Raw genomic sequence first — 20,560 nt, forward strand, 5'->3', positions numbered from 1 at the left:
GATCCCAGCCAGCCCCTCAGCCGAAGAAGTTCCGGACGTGCTCCAGGCCGTCGACCAAGGCGTCGATCTCGCCCGGCGTGGAGTACAGATAGAACGACGCCCGCGTGGTCGCAGGAATTCCGTACCGCAGGCAGACGGGGCGCGCGCAGTGGTGTCCGACCCGGACCGCGATGCCCTGCTCGTCCAGGACCTGGCCCACGTCGTGCGGGTGGATGTCACCCAGTGTGAACGAGATCGCCGCGCCGCGGTCCTCGGCCGTGGTCGGGCCGATGATCCGCAGGTCCGGGACCTCGGTGAGCCGCTTCACCGCGTACTCGGTGAGCGCGTGCTCGTGGGCGAGGATCTTGTCCATGCCGATCGAGTTCAGGTAGTCGATCGCCGCGCCGAGGCCGACCGCCTGGGCGATCGGCGGGGTGCCCGCCTCGAACTTGTGGGGCGCCGGGGCGTACGTCGACGAGTGCATCGACACGGTCTCGATCATCTCGCCGCCGCCCAGGAACGGGGGCAGGTCCTCCAGCAGTTCCTGGCGGCCCCAGAGGACGCCGATGCCCGTCGGGCCGCACATCTTGTGGCCGGTGAAGGCCACGAAGTCGGCCTGGAGGGCCTGCACGTCCAGCGGCATGTGCGGAGCGGCCTGGGAGGCGTCGATGCAGACCAGCGCGCCGACTTCCTGGGCGCGGCGCACTATCGCCTCGACCGGGTTCACGGTGCCCAGGATGTTCGACACCAGCACGAAGGAGACGATCTTCGTCTTCTCGGTGATGATCTCGTCGATGTTCGAGAGGTCGAGACGGCCGTCGTCGGTCAGGCCGAACCACTTCAGCTTCGCGCCCGTGCGCTGCGCCAGCAGCTGCCACGGCACGATGTTGGAGTGGTGCTCCATCTCCGTGATGACGATCTCGGTCTCGTGGTCGACCCGGTAGGGCTCGTCGGCCCAGCCGAGCATGTTGGCCACGAGGTTGAGCGACTCGGAGGCGTTCTTGGTGAAGATCACCTCGTCGCGGCTCGGCGCGTTGATGAACGCGGCGACCTTGTCGCGCGCGCCCTCGTACAGCGCCGTGGCCTCCTCGGCGAGCACATGCACACCGCGGTGGACGTTGGCGTTGTACTGCTCGTAGTAACCACTGAGGGCGTCCAGCACCTGGCGCGGCTTCTGCGAAGTCGCCGCGTTGTCCAGGTACACGAGCTTCCGGCCGTCGTGGACCTGTCGGTCCAGGATGGGGAAGTCCTTGCGGATCGCCTCGGTGTCGAGGAGGCCCGGCAGCTGCGTCACGCGGATACGCCACCCTTCGTGTAAGCCTCGTACCCCTCGTTCTCCAGCTTGTCGGCGAGCTCGGCACCGCCGGACTCGACGATCCGACCGGCGGAGAAGACGTGGACGAAGTCAGGCTTGATGTAGCGCAGGATGCGCGTGTAGTGCGTGATGAGCAGGGTGCCCACCTCGCCGGCCTCGCGGACGCGGTTCACGCCCTCGGAGACGACGCGCAGGGCGTCGACGTCCAGGCCGGAGTCGGTCTCGTCGAGGATCGCGATCTTCGGCTTGAGAAGCTCCAGCTGAAGAATCTCGTGGCGCTTCTTCTCACCGCCGGAGAAGCCCTCGTTCACGTTGCGCTCGGCGAAGGCGGGGTCCATGGAGAGGCGCTCCATGGTCTCCTTGACCTCCTTCACCCACGTACGCAGCTTGGGGGCCTCGCCGCGGACGGCGGTGGCGGAGGTGCGCAGGAAGTTGGAGACGGAGACACCGGGGATCTCGACCGGGTACTGCATCGCCAGGAACAGGCCCGCGCGGGCGCGCTCGTCGACGGACATCTCCAGGACGTCCTCGCCGTCGAGGGTCACGGTGCCACCGGTGATGGTGTACTTCGGGTGGCCCGCGAGCGAGTAGGCGAGGGTCGACTTGCCCGAGCCGTTGGGGCCCATGATGGCGTGCGTCTCGCCCTGCCGGACGGTGAGGTCGACGCCCTTGAGGATCTCCTTCGTGGCGTTGTCGGCCTCGACGGTGACGTGCAGGTCGTGGATTTCAAGCGTAGCCATGGGTTCCTCAGGACTCCTGGGAGAGGGAGACGAGCACATCGTCCCCTTCGATCTTTACGGGGTAAACGGGGACGGGGCGCGTCGCGGGCAGGCCGGACGGTTTGCCGGTGCGGAGGTCGAACGCGGAGCCGTGCAGCCAGCACTCGATCTGACAGTCCTCCACCTCGCCCTCGGAGAGCGAGACGTTCGCGTGCGAGCAGATGTCGTTGATCGCGAACACCTCCCCCTCGGTCTTCACGACCGAGACCGGCGTGCCGTCGAGTTCCACCCGCTTCGGGGTGTCCTCCTCCAGCTCGCTCAGCCCACAGGCGCGTACGAACATCGTCGAGGCGGTCATCAGAGCGACGCCTCCAGCTCCTCGTCGATCTTCACGAGAAGGCGCTCTTCGATGTCGTCGACGCCGATCTGCTGGACCAGTCCGGCGAAGAAGCCGCGCACCACGAGCCGACGGGCCTCGTCGGCCGGAATCCCGCGGGCCATCAGGTAGAAGAGCTGCTCGTCGTCGAAGCGGCCGGTGGCGGAGGCGTGACCGGCGCCGACGATCTCGCCCGTCTCGATCTCCAGGTTCGGCACGGAGTCGACGCGGGCGCCATCGGTCAGAACCAGGTTGCGGTTCATCTCGTAGGTGTCCGTGCCCTCGGCCTTGGCCTCGATGAGGACGTCGCCGATCCACACCGCGTGGGCGCCGTCGCCCTGGAGCGCGCCCTTGTACATGACGTTGGACTTGCAGTGCGGGGTGTTGTGGTCCACCAGGAGGCGGTGCTCCTGGTGCTGGCCGGCGTCCGTGAAGTACAGACCGAACAGCTCGGCCTCGCCGCCGGTGCCGGCGTAGGAGACCCGCGGGTGCAGGCGTACGACGTCGCCGCCGAAGGTGACCACGAACGACTTGAAGGTGGCGTCCCGGCCGATCAGGGCGTTGTGCTGGCCCACGTGGACGGCGCTGTCGTCCCAGTCCTGGACGGAGACGACGGTGAGCTTGGCTCCGTCGCCCAGCACGAAGTCGACGTTGGCGGCGAGCACCGCGTCGCCCGTGTGGTCGATGACGACGACGGCCTCGGCGAAGGCTCCGAGCTCGACGACCTGGTGGCCGTAGGCGACCCCGCCCTCGCCGTGCACGGCGATGCGGATCGGCTCGGTGAGCACCGTGTCCTTGGGGACGGTGACGACACCGGCCTTCTCGAACGCCGAGTACGCCTGGGCGGCGACGCGGTCGACGGGGGTGCCCGCCGTGCCCAGCCGGACGTCGTCGCGGCCCACGGTCTCCACGAGGACGCCCTCGGGCGCCTGGATGTCGACCTTGACGCCGTCACCGGTGGCGACGGCGGTGCCGTCGTGCAGCCCGCGCAGGCGCTCCAGCGGGGTGAAGCGCCATTCCTCCTCGCGGCCGTGGGGGACCGGGAAGTCCGCCACGTCGAAGGACGGGGGCGCGCTCATGCGGGTGGCGACGGTCGACTCGGCGGCCACCGCGATCTGCCCGGCGGTGGTGGAACCCAGCGGTGGGGGTCCCCCCGCCCGAAGGGAGTTGAGGGTGGGGGAGTTCTGAGCCTCGGCCATGGCTGTCGGTCTGCTCTCTTTCCTGCGTCGGTTGAGGTCCTCGGGCCCGCCGGACGGGCGGGTCACCAGCTGATCCGGAAGGCTGTGCTCAGCCGACCGCGCCTTCCATCTGCAGCTCGATCAGCCGGTTGAGTTCGAGGGCGTACTCCATCGGCAGTTCCTTGGCGATCGGCTCGACGAAGCCGCGCACGATCATCGCCATCGCCTCGAACTCGGTCAGACCGCGGCTCATCAGGTAGAAGAGCTGGTCCTCGGAGACCTTGGAGACCGTCGCCTCGTGCCCCATGGACACGTCGTCCTCGCGGACGTCCACGTAGGGGTACGTGTCGGAGCGGGAGATCGTGTCGACGAGCAGCGCGTCGCACAGCACGTTGGACTTCGAGCCGTGGGCGCCCTCGCCGATCTCGACCAGACCGCGGTACGAGGTACGGCCACCGCCGCGCGCCACCGACTTGGAGACGATGTTCGACGAGGTGTTCGGCGCCATGTGGACCATCTTGGAGCCGGCGTCCTGGTGCTGGCCCTCGCCCGCGAAGGCGATGGACAGGGTCTCGCCCTTGGCGTGCTCGCCCATCAGGTAGACGGCCGGGTACTTCATGGTGACCTTGGAGCCGATGTTGCCGTCGATCCACTCCATGGTCGCGCCCTCGTACGCCACGGCGCGCTTGGTGACCAGGTTGTAGACGTTGTTCGACCAGTTCTGGATGGTCGTGTAACGGCAGCGGGCGCCCTTCTTCACGATGATCTCGACGACCGCGGAGTGCAGGGAGTCCGACTTGTAGATCGGCGCCGTACAGCCCTCGACGTAGTGGACGTAGGCGTCCTCGTCGACGATGATCAGCGTCCGCTCGAACTGGCCCATGTTCTCCGTGTTGATACGGAAGTAGGCCTGGAGCGGGATCTCGACGTGCACACCCTTCGGCACGTAGATGAAGGAGCCGCCGGACCACACCGCGGTGTTCAGCGACGCGAACTTGTTGTCGCCGACCGGGATGACCGTGCCGAAGTACTCCTTGAAGAGCTCCGGGTGCTGCTTGAGAGCGGTGTCCGTGTCCAGGAAGATGACGCCCTGCTCCTCCAGGTCCTCACGGATCTGGTGGTAGACGACCTCGGACTCGTACTGGGCCGCGACACCCGCGACGAGGCGCTGCTTCTCCGCCTCCGGGATGCCGAGCCTGTCGTACGTGTTCTTGATGTCCTCGGGCAGGTCCTCCCAGGACTCCGCCTGCTTCTCCGTGGAGCGCACGAAGTACTTGATGTTGTCGAAGTCGATGCCCGACAGGTCCGAGCCCCAGTTGGGCATGGGCTTCTTCTCGAAGAGGCGCAGGCCCTTGAGGCGGAGCTTGGTCATCCACTCCGGCTCGTTCTTCTTCGCGGAGATGTCGCGGACGACGTCGTCGTTGATTCCGCGCTTGGCAGAGGCACCGGCCACGTCGGAGTCGGCCCAGCCGTATTCGTACGTGCCCAGACCCTCGAGCTCGGGGTGGGCAGTCTCCTCGATGGGGAGCGTCATGCGGGGTTCCTCCCGGCGGTGCTTGCAGATGCGTGGGGATCGCGCTGATCGGACTTGGAAATCTTGGGGATGAACGTCGTGCACACACCGTCGCCGTGGGCGATGGTGGCCAGTCGCTGGACATGTGTACCGAGCAACTGGGAGAAGAACTCGGTCTCCGCCTCGCACAGCTGCGGGAACTGCTCGGCGACATGCGCGACCGGGCAGTGGTGCTGGCAGAGCTGCTCACCGACCGGTGCGCTACGCGCCGTAGCAGCGTACCCGTCCGCGCTCAGGGCCTTGGCCAGGGCTTCGGTGCGGTCCTCGGGGGCCGCGGACTCGATGACCTCGCGGTACGCGTCCGCCTGGGCGGCGATCCTGGCGCGGGCGAAGGCGACGATCGCCTCGTCCCCGCCCTCACGTTCCGCGATCCACCGCAGGGCGTCCGCGGCGAGTGTGTCGTAGGACTGGTCGAAGGCGTCCCGGCCGCAGTCGGTCAGGGCGAACACCTTGGCGGGACGGCCGCGCGTACGCGCGCCGTAGACCCGCTGCTCACGTGCTTCCACGACGCCGTCGGCGACGAGCGCGTCGAGGTGGCGGCGCACGGCGGCCTGGGTCAGCCCCAGCCGTCCCGCGAGGTCGGCCACCGTCGACGGGCCGTGGTCCAGGATGGACCGCGCGACCCGGTTGCGGGTGGACCGCTCACCGGTCGCGAGTTCCTCCTGCGGGGGCCCCGTGGGGGTCTCCCGAGCCTCGCCAACGTTTTTCACAACGCCATTGTTGCGTAATTCCTCAGGGGCTGACAAGCCGCGTCCCAGGAGGCGGACGGTGCGGTGCATCACTTAGGCATGCCTAAGCTGACCTGCGAGAACGATCTTTGATCGATCAATTCGGTGGCACCGGGGCGTGGTCTCGGGGAGACTCCCGGAGCATGTCGACACCCCCTCCCACCGGCCCACTCGTCACCCGGGGCAGCCTCGCGGCGGAGCTGCGCACCCTCGGCGTCCGGCCCGGCGAGGCGCTCCTCGTGCACTCCTCGCTCCGATCCCTCGGCTGGGTCAACGGCGGACCGGTCGCGGTCGTCCAGGGCCTGCTCGACGCGCTCGGCCCCGGCGGCACGCTGGTGGTCCCCACGCAGTCCGGCGAGCTGTCCGACCCGGCCCTGTGGAGCCGCCCGCCGGTCCCCGAGGAGTGGTGGTCGACCATTCGGGCGACGATGCCCGCCTACGACCCCCTCGTCACCCCCACCCGTGGGCTCGGCGTGGTCCCGGAGACCGTCCGCACCTGGCCCGGCGCCCTGCGCAGCGCGCACCCGCAGACCTCCTTCGCGGCCGTCGGCCCGCGCGCGGCCGAGATCGTCGACGGCCACGCCCCGGACTGCCGGCTGGGTGAGCGCAGCCCGCTGGCCCGGCTGGAGTCCCTCGGCGCCCGTGTGCTCCTGCTCGGCACGGGCTACGACACGTGCACCAGCTTCCATCTCGCCGAGTACCGCATACCGGCGCCGCTCGTCGAGGTGGGGCGCCCGGTGCGGACGGCGCGGGGAGCGACCCGGTGGGAGGTGGTCACGGAGGTCGCGATCGACTCCGACCGCTTCGACCAGCTGGGCTCCGACTTCGAGCGGGACCGCCCCGTCGTACGCGGCCGGGTGGGCGCGGCCGACGTACGCCTGTTCCCGGTGGCCGACGCGGTGGCGTACGCGGAGCGCTGGCTCGCGCTGCACCGCCCCGGTGCGCCCGGCCCTGATGCGGCCCCCGGCGCCCGCGGGCCCCGGAAACGTCCCTAGACTTGCTCCTCATGCGAAGCGAGCCCGTGGTCCAGGTCCAGGCCCTGGTGAAGCGGTACGGCACGAAGACCGCGGTGGACGGCCTCGACCTGGTGGCCAGGGCGGGCATCACCGCCGTACTCGGTCCCAACGGGGCGGGCAAGACGACCACGGTCGAGACCTGCGAGGGGTACCGGAGGCCGGATTCCGGCACGGTGCGCGTCCTGGGCCTCGACCCGGTGAGACAGTCCGGTGAGCTGCACACCCGCATCGGCGTGATGCTCCAGTCCGGAGGGGTCTACTCCGGGGCGCGGGCCGACGAGATGCTCCGGCACGTGGCCAGGCTGCACGCCCGCCCCCTGGACGTCGACGCGCTGACAGCGCGCCTGGGCCTCGACAGCTGTGGCCGTACGGCCTACCGGCGGCTGTCCGGCGGCCAGCAGCAGCGGCTCGCGCTCGCCATGGCCGTGGTCGGCCGCCCGGAACTGGTCTTCCTCGACGAGCCGACCGCGGGCCTCGACCCGCAGGCCCGCCGGGCCACCTGGGACCTGGTCCGCGACCTGCGTACCGACGGGGTCTCGGTCATCCTCACCACGCACCACATGGACGAGGCCGAGCAGCTCGCCGACGACGTCGCGATCATCGACGCCGGCCGGGTCATCGCACAGGGCTCCCCGGATGAGCTGTGCCGCGGCGGCGCCGAGAACACGCTGCGGTTCACCGGACGCCCCGGCCTGGACGTCGGCTCCCTGCTGAAGGCCCTCCCGGTCGACTGCACGGCGGCCGAGCTGACCCCCGGCGCCTACCGGGTGGGCGGGAAGGTCGATCCGCAACTGCTGGCCACCGTCACCTCCTGGTGCGCGCAGCACGGGGTGATGCCGGAGAGGATCTCCGTCGAGCGGCACACCCTGGAAGACGTGTTTCTGGAACTGACCGGCAAGGAGCTGCGTTCGTGACCACCGCCGGCACCTACACCCCGAGCCCGGGGGCGGCCCCCCTGCCCCGCATGATCGGCGCGCAGGCCGCGCTCGAGACGAGGATGCTGCTGCGCAACGGCGAGCAGCTCCTCCTCACGGTCGTCATCCCGGCCCTGCTGCTGGTCCTGTTCGGCTCGGTGGACATCGTCGACACCGGCAAGGGCGCGGCGGTCGACTTCCTCACCCCCGGCGTCCTGGCGCTCGCGGTGATGTCGACGGCCTTCACCGGCCAGGCCATCGCCACCGGTTTCGAGCGGCGCTACGGCGTGCTGAAGCGGCTCGCCGCCTCCCCGCTCCCCCGCTGGGGTCTGATGACCGCGAAGACGGTGTCCGTGCTGGTCACGGAGGTCCTCCAGGTCGTCCTGCTGACGGTGATCGCCTTCGCGCTGGGCTGGTCGCCGCACGGCAACCCGGCGGCCGTCCTGCTCCTGCTGGTCCTCGGCACGGCCGCCTTCTCGGGTCTGGGCCTGCTGATGGCCGGCACGCTGAAGGCGGAGGCGACCCTGGCGGCCGCGAACCTGGTCTTCCTGCTGCTGCTGGTGGGCGGCGGGGTCATCGTCCCGCTGGACAAGTTCCCCCCCGGCGTCCAGGACGTGCTGGCTCTGCTGCCGATCTCGGCGCTCTCGGACGGCCTGCGGGACGTGCTCCAGCACGGTGCGGGCATGCCGTGGGGCGACCTGGGCATCCTGGCGGTCTGGGCGGTCGTGGGTCTGGCGGCCGCGGGACGGTTCTTCCGCTGGGAGTAGGGCGGGCGGTGCGGGTAGTGCGGCTGGCGGGAGCGGACGGGTCCGAAGCCGCGGGAGAGTTCTCGCGCGGCCCGCGGCGGGGTCCGTGAGCAGCGGCGCGCGCGGTGCCCGGGGCCCTCGTGAAGGCGTGCACAAGCGGCCGCCTACGATGGGGCGCGTGCCAAACGTGACCCGAGCCGACGCCGTAGCCCTCGCGCGCAACCCGCTCGCCCTCATCGCCGAACGCTGGACCCCGACCGCACGGACGGTCCGCCGCGCGGCCCTCGCCGCGCTGGTCATGTCCGTGGTCATCGTGGTCACCGGCGGCGCGGTACGGCTGACCGGTTCGGGGCTCGGCTGCCCGACCTGGCCCAAGTGCACCGCCGACTCGCTCACCGCGACGAGCGAGATGGGCTTCCACGGGTTCATCGAGTTCACCAACCGCATGCTGACCTACGTCCTGTGCGCCGCGGTCGGCTGGGCGATCATCGCCGCGCGCTCCGAGAAGCCGTGGCGGCGCGACCTCACCCGGCTCGGCTGGGCGCAGTTCTGGATCGTCATGAGCAACGCGATCCTCGGCGGCGTCGTCGTCCTGGTCGGCCTCAACCCGTACACGGTCGCCGCGCACTTCCTGCTCTCCACCGCGCTCATCACCGTCGCGGCGGTGATGTGGCAGCGCACCCGTGAGGGTTCCGCCGCGCCGCGCCCGCTGGTCGGCAAGGCGGTGCAGCAGCTCGTGTGGTGTCTGGTCGCCGCGGCCGTGGTGCTGATCGCCCTGGGCACCGTCGTCACCGGCGCGGGGCCGCACGCGGGCGACTCGAGCGAGGTCGACCGTATGCACGTCAGCTGGGAGAACGTCGCCAAGCTGCACGCCGTGCTGGCGTGGATCGTGGTCACGCTGACCTTCGCCCTGTGGTTCGTCCTCAAGGCGGTCGACGCCCCCAAGGGCCCGCAGGACCGCACCCGCGACCTGTTCCTGATCCTGCTCGGCCAGGGTGTCATCGGCTACGTCCAGTACTTCACGGACCTTCCCGAGGCGCTGGTCGGCCTGCACATGTTCGGCTCCTGCCTGGTGTGGATCGGCGTCCTGCGCGTCCTGCTGTCCCTGCGCGAGCGGCCGGCCGTGGTGCCAGATCTTCCGGGGCCGGCCGCGGAATCGGCGCTCACGGCCGTGTGAGGGCCGCGGAACCGACCGCTCACGCGCGGGTGAGCGGTTCGTACGCGGCCACCAGGTCGTCGGTCGCCGGGCCCAGGTAGTTCCTCGTCAGCTCCGCCCGGCGGGCGGCTCATCGCGGCGCGGGATCCCCGTACATCCGGACAGTCTGGAGCCGCCCGGCCGCCCGGCCGCCGGAAGCCTCTCCCGCGTCGACCGCGTCTCGTGCGGCCCGTTCACGTGCGACCCGCTCACCGCCCGGCGGTCACCCGACCCCGACCGACCGGTTCACCGCCCGGCCGTCACTCCACCCCGTACACCCGCCGCGCGTTCCCCGCGGCGATCAGTCCCGCCACCCGCTGCGCGTCCGCCGGCGACCAGGCGCCCTCCGCGACCCAGGTGCCGAGCACCCGGGTGAGTGCCTCGCGGAAGAGACGTGCGCCGACCACATGGAGTTCGGGCAGGCCGTGTGCTCCGCTGGAGAAGAGGAGCTTGCCGAAGGGAGCCAGTTCCAGGATCTCGGCGAGGACGGCCGCGGCCCGGGCTCCGGTGCGCACCAGTGCGGCGCCCAGGTCTGCGTACACGTGCGGGAAGACCCCGGCGAGGTGTGCGGCGTGCCGGTGGTACGGGTAGCCGTGCAGCAGTACGAGGTCGGTGCCGAGGCCGGCCGTGGCGCGCGCGAAGTCGGTGAGCAGGACGGGGTCGGTGCGGTCGATCCGCAGGCCTGGTTCGCCGAGGCCCGCGTGGAGTTGGAGGGGCAGTCCCGAGGCGACCGCGATCCACAGCAGATGGCGCAGCAGGACGGGGTCGCTCAGCGCCCCGCCGACCCGGCGGTCCGCGAGCCACCTGCCCGCCGCGCCGCGTACCTCTCCCGGCCCGGGGGGTTCGGGAGCGAGCGCCAGGCCGTGCCGTCCGCCCGCCACGGAGGTGAAGGCGACGGCGTTCGCGGCGGCCCCGTGGACCGACTCGGCGAGATTGGCGAGGAAGGACTCGACGGTGCCGGAGGTGTCCGCGACCTGTTCCGCCAGCAGCTCCAGGCGGACGATCTCGTGGGCGTCGGCGGCGCCGGTGGAGGCCATCTCGCCCGGCCCGGTGAGGTCGCCGGGCAGTCCGGTGTCGACGAGGAAGGTGGTGACGCCGCTGCCGCGCAGCAGTCTGCGGCCCGCTTCGAGGACGCCGAGTTCGCGCCGCCGGGCGAGATAGCGGGCGGGCGGGCAGTGCGGTTCCAGGCCGAGCAGGGGCGGACACCAGCGGCGTACCGCGAAGCCGGTCTGGGTGTCGAAGAGGGTGGTGCCGGGGGCCGGGGGCCCCTCGGTTCTGGCGAGGTGGGCCTCGAAGGTGCCGAGGCCCAGTTCCGTCCTCAGCACCCCGTGACAGTACTGGTCCACCAGGGACGGCGTTTCGATCATCCGGACTCCCCCGCGCGACTGGACCGTTCTTTCTCAGGTCCTAACGGGTGAGCCGGGCGTCAGGTGTTGGTCGCCCGTGTTCCAGGCGCGTCGCTCGGCCGTTCGTGGGGTTCGGCGGCCGCCGGCCGTGCGGACCGGTGACAGGGACCGGTGGGCCGTCCGTGCGGCTCCGGAGAGCCGGCCGGCGGCGCGGACTCCACGGGGCCGCCCGCGGCCGATCGGGTGATGTACCGCCCGCGGGCGACTCACCCGTACGGGTCACCCGCCCGCGGTGAGTCACCCGTACGGGTCAGTCGTTGCGCGGGCCGCCGAGCTGGATCCCCGCCATCCGCTTCCACTCGTACGGCCCGGTCCGCACCTTCGCGGCGAACTCCCCGTCGAACTCCTCGTGAACGGTGATCCCGGCCTGCTTCACGGCGTCCTCGGCGATCGCGTAACCGGGCGCCACCAGGTCGCCCCAGCCGCCGTCCGCGCCGACGAGCACGATGCGCGCGCCGCGCTCCCCGATGTACGCCACCTGGCACTCGGCCCCGCCGTGCTGGTCGGCGAAGGCGCGGATCTGCCGGGCGAGCCTGGCCGCCTTGCGCTCGGCGCCGGTGTCCCGGACGGTCTCGGAGGTCTCAGAGGTCTCGTCGGTCTGCTCGGTGTCTGCCATGGCCAGGATGCTACCGACGGGTAGATCGAACGGCGACGGGCGGGGTGCGTGGCGTTGACCACGCACCCCCAAGTTCTCGGTTCCGCTCGAGGGGCGCCCCCTCCCCCGTCGGCGGGTACAGCACGCCTCGGTGGAGGAAAGCGGTCCGCCTAGTGGACGAAGGGGTCCACCGCGACGGCCACGAAGAGGATCGACACATAGGTGATCGACCAGTGGAACAGCCGCATCTCCTTGAGCTTCCCGCCCGTCACCTCGGACTTGGCGCGGTTCAGCAGGCCGTGCGCCTCCCACAGCCAGAACCCGCCGGCGGCCAGCGCGACCACCGTGTAGAGCCACCCCGTGTAGCCGAGGGGGGTCAGGAGCAGCGAGACCCCGACCATCACCCAGCTGTAGATGACGATCTGGCGGGCGACCACCTTGTTGGAGGCGACGACCGGCAGCATGGGCACGCCCACGCGCGCGTAGTCGTCCTTCACCTTCATGGACAGCGGCCAGTAGTGCGGCGGCGTCCAGAAGAACATGACGAGGAAGAGGATGACGGGCGCCCACGACAGGGAGTTCGTGACGGACGACCAGCCGATGAGGACCGGGAGGCAGCCCGCGATGCCGCCCCAGACGATGTTCTGGGACGTACGGCGCTTGAGGAGCATCGTGTAGACGACGACGTAGAAGAGGAGCGCTCCGAGTGACAGCCACGCGGACAGCCAGTTGACGGCCAGACCGAACAGCAGCGTCGAGACGACGGCCAGCGCGATGCCGAAGGCCAGGCACTCACGGGGGCTGACCATGCCGGTGACCAGTGGACGCTGCGAGGTCCGCTCCATCAGAGCGTCGATGTCACGGTCGATGTACATGTTGAGCGCGTTGGCGCCGCCCGCGGACAGATAGCCGCCGAGGCAGGTGAGCAGGACCAGCTTGAGGTCCGGTACACCCTGCTGGGCCAGGAACATCACCGGAACGGTGGTGATCAGGAGCAGTTCGATGATTCGTGGCTTCGTGAGCGCCACGAACGCCTTCACCCGGGCCCCGAACGGCCGGTGGCTCGGGCTGCTGCTCGTCCCGAGCACCCCCGCTGGACGGGATTCGACGGCCGTCACGCACACCCCTGACAGAGACATCCCAGCAAGCCCCCGGGTGTGAACTCCCCGTAAAGGCTCGCGCGTACCACGCCACTGTAGACGTTGCCCAGACCCCGGCCTTCGCGGGGGTGGGGTCGTGTTGGGGGCGCCCGGACCAGCGCCTCGGCGGGGCCCGCGCAACGGGCGTCGGGAGGCTCGATTGAGCACTCTTACGAGCGGCTCCGTATTCAGTTGCCGAAGACGGAACGGACCAGTCGGGAGGCGGATTCCGCCGAGTCCCGGCAGTCTGGAATGACTCGAAAAAACGCAGGTACCTACGGGGGTAGGCTCGACAACGGCCGGTGGGCGCCCAGTGCACCGGCATTCGACATGCGTGACATGTGGAGAGGAGCCCTGACCCAGGGTGAGCACCAAGCCGACCACCACAGACCTCGAGTGGACCGAGTTGGACCAGCGGGCCGTCGACACCGCCCGCGTCCTGGCCGCCGATGCCGTACAGAAGGTCGGCAACGGCCATCCCGGTACGGCGATGAGTCTGGCGCCTGCCGCCTACACCCTCTTCCAGAAGGTGATGCGGCACGACCCGGCGGATCCCGACTGGACCGGACGCGACCGCTTCGTGCTGTCCGCGGGCCATTCGTCCCTGACCCTCTACACGCAGCTCTACCTGGCCGGGTTCGGCCTGGAGCTGGACGACCTGGAGTCCTTCCGCACCTGGGGCTCGCGCACTCCGGGTCACCCCGAGTACGGACACACCCCCGGCGTGGAGACCACGACGGGCCCGCTGGGACAGGGTGTCGCCAACGCGGTGGGCTTCGCGATGGCCTCCCGTTACGAGCGCGGACTGTTCGACCCGGACGCGCCGCGGGGCGAGTCCCCGTTCGACCACTTCATCTACTGCGTCGCCGGTGACGGCTGCCTGCAGGAGGGCATCTCCGCGGAGGCGTCCTCCATGGCCGGGCACCAGGAGCTCGGCAACCTGATCCTGCTGTGGGACGACAACCACATCTCGATCGAGGGCGACACGGAGACGGCGGTCTCCGAGGACACCGTCAAGCGGTACGAGGCCTACGGCTGGCATGTGCAGCGGGTCGCCCCGAAGCCGGACGGCGACCTCGACCCGCACGCCATCTACAACGCGATCCAGGCCGCCAAGCTGGTGACCGACAAGCCGTCGTTCATCGCGATGCGGTCGATCATCGCCTGGCCCGCCCCGAAGGCGCAGAACACCGAGGCCGCGCACGGCTCGGCGCTCGGCGACGACGAGGTGGCGGCGACCAAGCGGGTACTGGGCTTCGACCCGGAGCAGTCCTTCGCCGTGGCCGACGAGGTCCTCGCCCACACCCGTCAGGCACTCGACCGGGGTCGTGAGCAGCGGGCCGAGTGGGAGAAGGGCTACCAGGAGTGGCGCACCGCCCAGCCCGCGCGTGCGGCCGAGTTCGACCGCATCGCGGCCTGCGAGCTGCCCGAGGGCTGGGAGGAGAAGCTCCCGGCGTTCGAGACCGGCAAGAGCCTCGCGACCCGTGCCGCGTCCGGCAAGGTGCTCCAGGCGCTCGGCGCGGTCATCCCCGAGCTGTGGGGCGGCTCCGCCGACCTCGCGGGCTCGAACAACACGACGATCGACAAGAACTCCTCGTTCCTGCCGGCCGACAACCCGCTGCCGAGCGCGAACCCGTACGGGCGAACGATCCACTTCGGTATCCGCGAGCACTCCATGGCCGCGGAGATGAACGGCATCACGCTGCACGGCAACACGCGCGTCTACGGCGGCACGTTCCTGACGTTCTCCGACTACATGCGCAACTCGGTGCGGCTGTCCGCGCTGATGCACCTGCCGGTCACCTACGTCTGGACGCACGACTCGATCGGCCTCGGTGAGGACGGTCCGACGCACCAGCCGGTCGAGCACATCGCCTCGCTGCGCGCCATCCCCGGCCTCAACGTCGTCCGTCCCGCGGACGCCAACGAGACGGCGATCGCGTGGCGCGAGATCCTCAAGCGCTACACCAAGGTGTTCGGCGAGGGCGCCCCGCACGGCCTGACCCTGACCCGGCAGGGCGTGCCGACGTACGACCTCGACGAGAACGCCGCGAAGGGCGGCTACGTCCTGTTCGAGGCGGAGGGCGGCGCGCCCGAGGTCATCCTCATCGCCACCGGTTCCGAGGTGCACGTGGCCGTGGAGGCGCGCGAGCAGCTCCAGGCCGCGGGGGTGCCGACGCGGGTCGTCTCCATGCCGTGCGTGGAGTGGTTCGACGAGCAGGACCAGGCCTACCGGGAGAGTGTGCTGCCGCCGTCGGTGCGCGCGCGGGTCTCGGTCGAGGCCGGTATCGGTCTGACCTGGCACCGGTTCGTCGGGGACGCGGGACGCATTGTTTCGCTGGAGCACTTCGGTGCTTCGGCCGACGGCAAGGTGCTCTTCCGCGAGTACGGCTTCACTGCCGAGAACGTCGCCAATGCCGCCCGGGAATCGATCGCCGCAGCCCAGCTCTGACGCTGACATACGACACGTAGGAGATGCATTTTCCATGACAGACGCACTCAAGCGCCTCTCCGAGGAAGGCGTCGCGATCTGGCTGGACGACCTGTCGCGCAAGCGGATCACGTCCGGCAACCTCGCCGAACTGATCGACCAGCAGCACGTCGTGGGCGTCACCACCAACCCGTCGATCTTCCAGAAGGCGATCAGCAGCGGCGACGGCTACGAGCAGCAGCTCACCGAGCTCGCCGCCCGCAAGGTCACGGTCGAAGAGGCCATCCGCATGATCACGACGGCGGACGTCCGTGACGCCGCCGACATCCTGCGCCCGGTCTTCGACGCGACGCAGGGCCAGGACGGCCGGGTCTCCATCGAGGTCGACCCGCGCCTGGCGCACAACACCACCGCGACCGTCGCCGAGGCCAAGCAGCTCGCGTGGCTGGTGGACCGTCCGAACACGCTCATCAAGATCCCGGCGACCAGGGCGGGCCTGCCCGCGATCACCGAGGTCATCGGCAAGGGCATCAGCGTCAACGTCACGCTGATCTTCTCGCTGGAGCGTTACCGCGAGGTCATGGACGCCTATCTGGCGGGGCTGGAGAAGGCGAAGGCCGCGGGCCTGGACCTCTCCAAGATCCACTCGGTGGCGTCCTTCTTCGTGTCCCGGGTGGACACCGAGATCGACAAGCGGCTCGACGCCCTGGGCACCTCCGAGGCCAAGGCCGCGCGCGGCAAGGCCGCCCTGGCCAACGCCCGGCTCGCCTACCAGGCGTACGAGGAGGTCTTCTCCTCGGAGCGCTGGGCCGCCCTCGACAAGGCGCAGGCGAACAAGCAGCGCCCGCTGTGGGCGTCCACGGGTGTGAAGGACCCGGCGTACAAGGACACCCTGTACGTCGACGACCTGGTGGCGCCGAACACGGTGAACACCATGCCGGAGGCCACCCTGCAGGCCACCGAGGACCACGGCGGCATCACCGGCAACACGATCGCCGGGACCTACGAGCAGGCCCGTGCCGAACTCGACGCGGTCGAGAAGCTCGGGATCTCGTACGACGACGTGGTCCAGCTCCTCGAGGACGAGGGCGTCGAGAAGTTCGCGACGTCCTGGAACGACCTGCTCAAGTCCACAGAGGCGGAGCTCCAGCGCCTCGCCCCTTCGGAGGGCTGAAACCTTGTCAAGCAGCAACCCGCTGCGTGACCCCGCAGACCGACGGCTCCCGCGTATCGCGGGGCCGTCGGGCCTGGTCATCTTCGGCGTCACGGGCGATTTGTCACGTAAAAAGCTGATGCCCGCCGTGTACGACCTCGCCAATCGCGGACTGCTGCCGCCGGGCTTCTCGCTCGTCGGTTTCGCCCGTCGCGAGTGGAAGAACGAGGACTTCGCCCAGGAAGTCCACGACGCGGTCAAGGAACACGCCCGTACGGAGTTCCGCGAGGAGGTCTGGCAGCAGCTCATCCAGGGGATGCGCTTCGTCCAGGGCACCTTCGACGACGACGACGCGTTCGAGCGGCTGCGCGCCACCATCGAGGAGCTGGACAAGGCACAGGGAACGGGCGGCAACTTCGCCTTCTACCTCTCCGTGCCGCCGTCCGCCTTCCCGGTGGTCATCAAGCAGCTGAAGAAGCACCACCTCGCCGACCAGTCGAACGGCTCCTGGCGGCGCGCGGTCATCGAGAAGCCCTTCGGCCACGACCTGAAGTCGGCCGAGGACCTCAACGCGATCGTGCACGAGGTCTTCGCCTCGGACCAGGTCTTCCGTATCGACCACTACCTCGGCAAGGAGACCGTCCAGAACATCCTGGCGCTCCGCTTCGCCAACACGATGTTCGAGCCGATCTGGAACCGGTCCTTCGTCGACCATGTGCAGATCACCATGGCCGAGGACATCGGCATCGGCGGCCGGGCGGGCTACTACGACGGCATCGGCGCGGCCCGCGACGTCATCCAGAACCACCTGCTCCAGCTGATGGCCCTGACGGCCATGGAGGAGCCCTCGTCCTTCGACGCGGACGCGCTCGCCGCCGAGAAGACCAAGGTGCTCGGCGCGGTGCGGATCCCGAGGGACCTGGGGCGCGACACCGTCCGCGGGCAGTACGCGGCCGGCTGGCAGGGCGGCGAGAAGGCCGTCGGCTATCTCCAGGAAGACGGCATCGACCCCAAGTCGAAGACCGACACCTTCGCCGCGATCAAGGTGGAGGTGGACAACCGCCGCTGGGCGGGCGTCCCCTTCTATCTGCGGACCGGCAAGCGTCTGGGCCGGCGGGTCACCGAGATCGCGGTCGTCTTCCAGCGCGCCCCGCATTCCCCCTTCGACCACACGGCGACGGAGGAGCTGGGCCAGAACGCGATCGTCTTCCGCGTCCAGCCCGACGAGGGCGTCACGGTCCGCTTCGGCTCCAAGGTGCCCGGCACCTCCATGGAGATCCGGGACGTCTCGATGGACTTCGCCTACGGCGAGTCGTTCACCGAGTCCAGCCCGGAGGCGTACGAGCGACTGATCCTCGACGTGCTGCTCGGCGACTCGAACCTCTTCCCGCGCACCGAGGAGGTCGAGCTGTCCTGGAAGATCCTCGACCCGATCGAGCAGTACTGGGACAAGCACGGCAAGCCCGCGCAGTACCCCTCGGGCACCTGGGGCCCCGTCGAGGCGGACGAAATGCTCGAACGAGACGGACGGAGCTGGCGTCGCCCATGAAGATAGACCTCACCGACTCCACGGCCAGCAAGATCAACAAGGCACTCGTGCAGGGGCGCAGGGCCATCGGCACCCCCGCGGTGGGCATGGTCCTGACCCTCGTCATCGTCACCGACGAGGAGAACGCCTACGACGCCCTGAAGGCCGCCAACGAGGCCTCCCGCGAGCACCCTTCGCGCACCCTCGTGGTCATCAGGCGTGTCTCGCGCTCGCCCCGTGACCGCACGAAGTCGCGCCTCGACGCCGAGGTGCGGCTCGGCGCGGAGGCGGGCACCGGCGAGACCGTGGTGCTGCGGCTGTACGGCGAGGTCGTCGACCACGCCGACTCGGTCGTCCTGCCCCTCCTGCTGCCGGACGCGCCGGTCGTCGTCTGGTGGCCGGTGAACTCGCCGCTCGACCCGGCGAAGGACCCGCTGGGCGCACTGGCCCAGCGCCGGGTCACCGACACCTACGCGGCCGAGGCGCCGGTACGGGAGCTCAACGCCCGCGCCGACGCCTACGCCCCCGGGGACACCGACCTCTCCTGGACCCGCATCACACCGTGGCGTTCGATGCTGGCCGCGGCCCTGGACCAGGTCGTCTGCGACGTGAGCGCGGTCGAGGTGGAGGGCGAGGAGTTCAACCCGAGCTGCGAGCTGCTCGCCATGTGGCTCGCGGACCGGCTGAAGGTCCCGGTCAGGCGTTCCCAGTCGTCCGGCCCCGGCCTCACGGCCGTCCGGATGGAGACCAGCTGCGGCCCGATCGTCCTGGACCGTGCCGACGGCTCCCTCGCCACGCTGTCCATCGACGGCCAGCCCGACCGCGCCGTGGCGCTCAAGCGCCGCGACACGTCCGAGCTGATCGCGGAGGAACTGCGCCGGCTCGACCCGGACGACACGTACGCCTCGGCACTGCGCTACGGGGTGGAGCGGCTCACCACCTCGTCGGGCGAGTCCTCGGACCAGCCCCCGGCTCCGGCCAGGACTGCGGTCAAGGCCGCCGACAAGGCACCGGCCAAGGCACCCGCCAAGAAGGCCGCAGCCAAGACCGGCGCCTCGGCCCCGGCCAAGAAGGCGGCCTCCAAGTGATCACTCCGCAGCTTGTCGTGCACCGCGACAAGGAGTTGATGGCCCAGGCCGCGGCGGCCCGGCTGATCACCAAGGTCGTGGACGCGCAGGCCTCGCGCGGCTACGCCTCGGTGGTCCTCACCGGCGGCCGCAACGGCAACGGGCTCCTCGCGGCGCTCGCGGCCGCGCCCGCCCGGGACGCCATCGACTGGGGCCGGCTCGACCTGTGGTGGGGCGACGAGCGGTTCCTGCCCGCGGGCGACCCGGAACGCAACGACACCCAGGCCCGTGCGGCACTGCTGGACTCGGTGCCGCTGGACCCTGCGCGGGTGCATCCGATGCCGGCGTCCGACGGCCCTCACGGCGCGGACGCGGACGCGGCGGCCGAGGCCTACGCCGCCGAGCTCGCGAAGGACGCGGGTCCGGAGAACCACGGCTCGGTCCCGGCGTTCGACGTCCTGATGCTGGGCGTCGGTCCGGACACGCACGTGGCCTCGCTCTTCCCCGAGCTGCCCGCGGTGCGCGAGACGGAGCGGACGGTGGTGGGTGTGCACGGCGCGCCGAAGCCCCCGCCGACCCGGATCTCGCTCACGCTGCCCGCGATCCGCTCGGCCCGCGAGGTGTGGCTGCTCGCGGCCGGCGAGGACAAGGCGCAGGCCGCGGCGATCGCCCTGTCGGGCGCGGGTGAGGTACAGGCTCCGGCCGCGGGTGCCCACGGGCGCTCGCGGACGCTGTGGCTGCTCGACGCGGCGGCCGCTTCCCAGCTGCCGCGTTCGCTGTATCCGCCGGCTTCGGCGTGATGTCGGGCAGGGGCGGCGAGGCGTCTCACGTTCTCGCCACCCCTGCCCTCCTCCGCGCTCTCGGCTTCGCCCGAGCCGGGGAACCTCTGTCTACCTGGGGGCCGCGCCCCCTGGACACCCGTCAAGGGGCCTCGCCCCTGGACCCTCGCACCGCCTGAAGGGCTCGTCCTCAAACGCCCGGACGGGCTGAATGAGCGGGCCTGCGCCGAAAGGTTCCGCACGGGCTGAGATGCGGGCCCGCGTGGGAAGGTTCCGGCCAGGCCGTGGATGCCGGGTACGGGCGATGCTCTGAAGGCGCGCGGGGAACCGCGCGACCAGCCCCCGCCGACCCGCACCCGAAGGACATCTCCGACGGGCGGCCCCCGCCGCCCGTCGTCCCGCACTCACCGGGCCTAACGGCCGCGCAGCTCGCGGTACTTGGCGACCAGCGCCTTGGTGGAGGGGTCGAGGCCGGGTACGTCGGTGCCGTCGGTGAGGGCGGGTTCGACGCGTTTGGCGAGGACTTTGCCGAGTTCGACGCCCCATTGGTCGAAGGAGTCGATGTTCCAGACGGCGCCCTGGACGAACACCTTGTGTTCGTAGAGGGCGATGAGCTGGCCCAGGACGCAGGGGGTGAGTTCGCGGGCGAGGATCGTGGTGGTGGGGTGGTTGCCGTGGAACGTCTTGTGGGCGACGAGGTCTTCGGGGGCGCCCTCGGCGCGG

General features: G+C 70.4%; 18 protein-coding genes and 1 pseudogene. 9 read left to right on the forward strand and 10 right to left on the reverse strand.

Annotation, left to right across the window (positions count from 1 at the left end; all coding sequences use genetic code 11):
• Positions 1-16 precede the first annotated feature (16 nt).
• From ABZV34_RS21045 to ABZV34_RS21070, 6 genes are all read right to left on the reverse strand, one after another.
• The gene (locus ABZV34_RS21045) at positions 17-1,273 is read right to left on the reverse strand and encodes a cysteine desulfurase (protein WP_356278592.1); all 1,257 of its coding nucleotides are present in this window, start codon (positions 1,271-1,273) and stop codon (positions 17-19) included.
• The gene (sufC, locus tag ABZV34_RS21050; RefSeq protein ID WP_356278595.1) at positions 1,270-2,034 is read right to left on the reverse strand and encodes a Fe-S cluster assembly ATPase SufC; all 765 of its coding nucleotides are present in this window, start codon (positions 2,032-2,034) and stop codon (positions 1,270-1,272) included. Before sufC ends, ABZV34_RS21045 begins: the two co-directional genes overlap by 4 nt.
• Positions 2,035-2,041: 7 nt before the next feature.
• Positions 2,042-2,371, reverse strand: a complete 330-nt coding sequence (locus tag ABZV34_RS21055; RefSeq protein ID WP_356278598.1) for a non-heme iron oxygenase ferredoxin subunit — start codon at positions 2,369-2,371, stop codon at positions 2,042-2,044.
• A complete protein-coding gene (gene sufD / locus ABZV34_RS21060) occupies positions 2,371-3,588 on the reverse strand; it encodes a Fe-S cluster assembly protein SufD (RefSeq protein ID WP_356278601.1) in 1,218 nt (405 codons plus the stop codon). Before sufD ends, ABZV34_RS21055 begins: the two co-directional genes overlap by 1 nt.
• A gap of 88 nt (positions 3,589-3,676) precedes the next feature.
• A complete protein-coding gene (gene sufB, locus ABZV34_RS21065; protein WP_356278604.1) occupies positions 3,677-5,101 on the reverse strand; it encodes a Fe-S cluster assembly protein SufB in 1,425 nt (474 codons plus the stop codon).
• Complete coding sequence (locus tag ABZV34_RS21070; protein WP_356278607.1) at positions 5,098-5,850, reverse strand: metalloregulator ArsR/SmtB family transcription factor; 753 nt, start codon at positions 5,848-5,850, stop codon at positions 5,098-5,100. Before ABZV34_RS21070 ends, sufB begins: the two co-directional genes overlap by 4 nt.
• 161 nt (positions 5,851-6,011) lie before the next feature.
• On the opposite strand from ABZV34_RS21070, the gene ABZV34_RS21075 reads away from it, so the two are divergent.
• The 4 genes from ABZV34_RS21075 to ABZV34_RS21090 all read left to right on the forward strand — a co-directional run bounded on the left by ABZV34_RS21075 (position 6,012) and on the right by ABZV34_RS21090 (position 9,721).
• Positions 6,012-6,863: an AAC(3) family N-acetyltransferase gene (locus ABZV34_RS21075; RefSeq protein WP_356278610.1), complete on the forward strand. Its 852-nt coding sequence runs from the start codon at positions 6,012-6,014 to the stop codon at positions 6,861-6,863.
• Positions 6,864-6,874: 11 nt separating this feature from the next.
• Positions 6,875-7,798 (forward strand): ABC transporter ATP-binding protein, encoded by a 924-nt coding sequence (locus ABZV34_RS21080; RefSeq protein WP_356278613.1) that lies wholly within the window; start codon positions 6,875-6,877, stop codon positions 7,796-7,798.
• Positions 7,799-7,848: 50 nt separating this feature from the next.
• Positions 7,849-8,565 carry an ABC transporter permease gene (locus tag ABZV34_RS21085; RefSeq protein WP_356278641.1) on the forward strand — a complete coding sequence of 239 codons (717 nt, stop codon included), beginning with the start codon at positions 7,849-7,851 and terminating at the stop codon, positions 8,563-8,565.
• A 148-nt stretch (positions 8,566-8,713) separates the two neighbouring features.
• Positions 8,714-9,721 carry a COX15/CtaA family protein gene (locus ABZV34_RS21090; RefSeq protein WP_356278615.1) on the forward strand — a complete coding sequence of 336 codons (1,008 nt, stop codon included), beginning with the start codon at positions 8,714-8,716 and terminating at the stop codon, positions 9,719-9,721.
• Positions 9,722-9,999: 278 nt separating this feature from the next.
• On the opposite strand, the gene ABZV34_RS21095 is transcribed toward ABZV34_RS21090, so the two are convergent.
• The 3 genes from ABZV34_RS21095 to ABZV34_RS21105 form a co-directional block, all read right to left on the reverse strand.
• Positions 10,000-11,106 (reverse strand): amidohydrolase family protein, encoded by a 1,107-nt coding sequence (locus ABZV34_RS21095; protein WP_356278618.1) that lies wholly within the window; start codon positions 11,104-11,106, stop codon positions 10,000-10,002.
• Between the two features lie 289 nt (positions 11,107-11,395).
• Positions 11,396-11,761, reverse strand: coding sequence for a hypothetical protein (locus tag ABZV34_RS21100; RefSeq protein WP_356278621.1), 366 nt, complete (start codon positions 11,759-11,761; stop codon positions 11,396-11,398).
• Positions 11,762-11,910: 149 nt separating this feature from the next.
• Entirely contained in the window at positions 11,911-12,864 is a 954-nt protein-coding gene (locus tag ABZV34_RS21105; protein ID WP_356278644.1) for a heme o synthase, read from the reverse strand.
• Between the two features lie 379 nt (positions 12,865-13,243).
• On the opposite strand from ABZV34_RS21105, the gene tkt reads away from it, so the two are divergent.
• From tkt to pgl, 5 genes are read left to right on the forward strand one after another with little or no spacing between them, the layout of a single operon-like run.
• Positions 13,244-15,331, forward strand: a complete 2,088-nt coding sequence (gene tkt, locus ABZV34_RS21110) for a transketolase (RefSeq protein WP_356278623.1) — start codon at positions 13,244-13,246, stop codon at positions 15,329-15,331.
• Between the two features lie 34 nt (positions 15,332-15,365).
• Entirely contained in the window at positions 15,366-16,484 is a 1,119-nt protein-coding gene (tal, locus tag ABZV34_RS21115; protein ID WP_356278626.1) for a transaldolase, read from the forward strand.
• Positions 16,485-16,488: 4 nt separating this feature from the next.
• Positions 16,489-18,012 (forward strand): glucose-6-phosphate dehydrogenase, encoded by a 1,524-nt coding sequence (gene zwf / locus ABZV34_RS21120; RefSeq protein ID WP_356278629.1) that lies wholly within the window; start codon positions 16,489-16,491, stop codon positions 18,010-18,012.
• Complete coding sequence (opcA, locus tag ABZV34_RS21125) at positions 18,009-19,079, forward strand: glucose-6-phosphate dehydrogenase assembly protein OpcA (protein WP_356278632.1); 1,071 nt, start codon at positions 18,009-18,011, stop codon at positions 19,077-19,079. Before zwf ends, opcA begins: the two co-directional genes overlap by 4 nt.
• Positions 19,076-19,858 carry a 6-phosphogluconolactonase gene (gene pgl / locus ABZV34_RS21130; RefSeq protein WP_329287046.1) on the forward strand — a complete coding sequence of 261 codons (783 nt, stop codon included), beginning with the start codon at positions 19,076-19,078 and terminating at the stop codon, positions 19,856-19,858. Before opcA ends, pgl begins: the two co-directional genes overlap by 4 nt.
• A 392-nt stretch (positions 19,859-20,250) precedes the next feature.
• Here the strand turns inward: pgl and ABZV34_RS21135 are convergent.
• Positions 20,251-20,560: pseudogene (locus tag ABZV34_RS21135) on the reverse strand (glucose-6-phosphate isomerase); the annotation flags it as partial.

It is taken from the genome of Streptomyces sp. NPDC005195 (assembly GCF_040608315.1).
GTDB classification, from domain to species: domain Bacteria; phylum Actinomycetota; class Actinomycetes; order Streptomycetales; family Streptomycetaceae; genus Streptomyces; species Streptomyces kaempferi.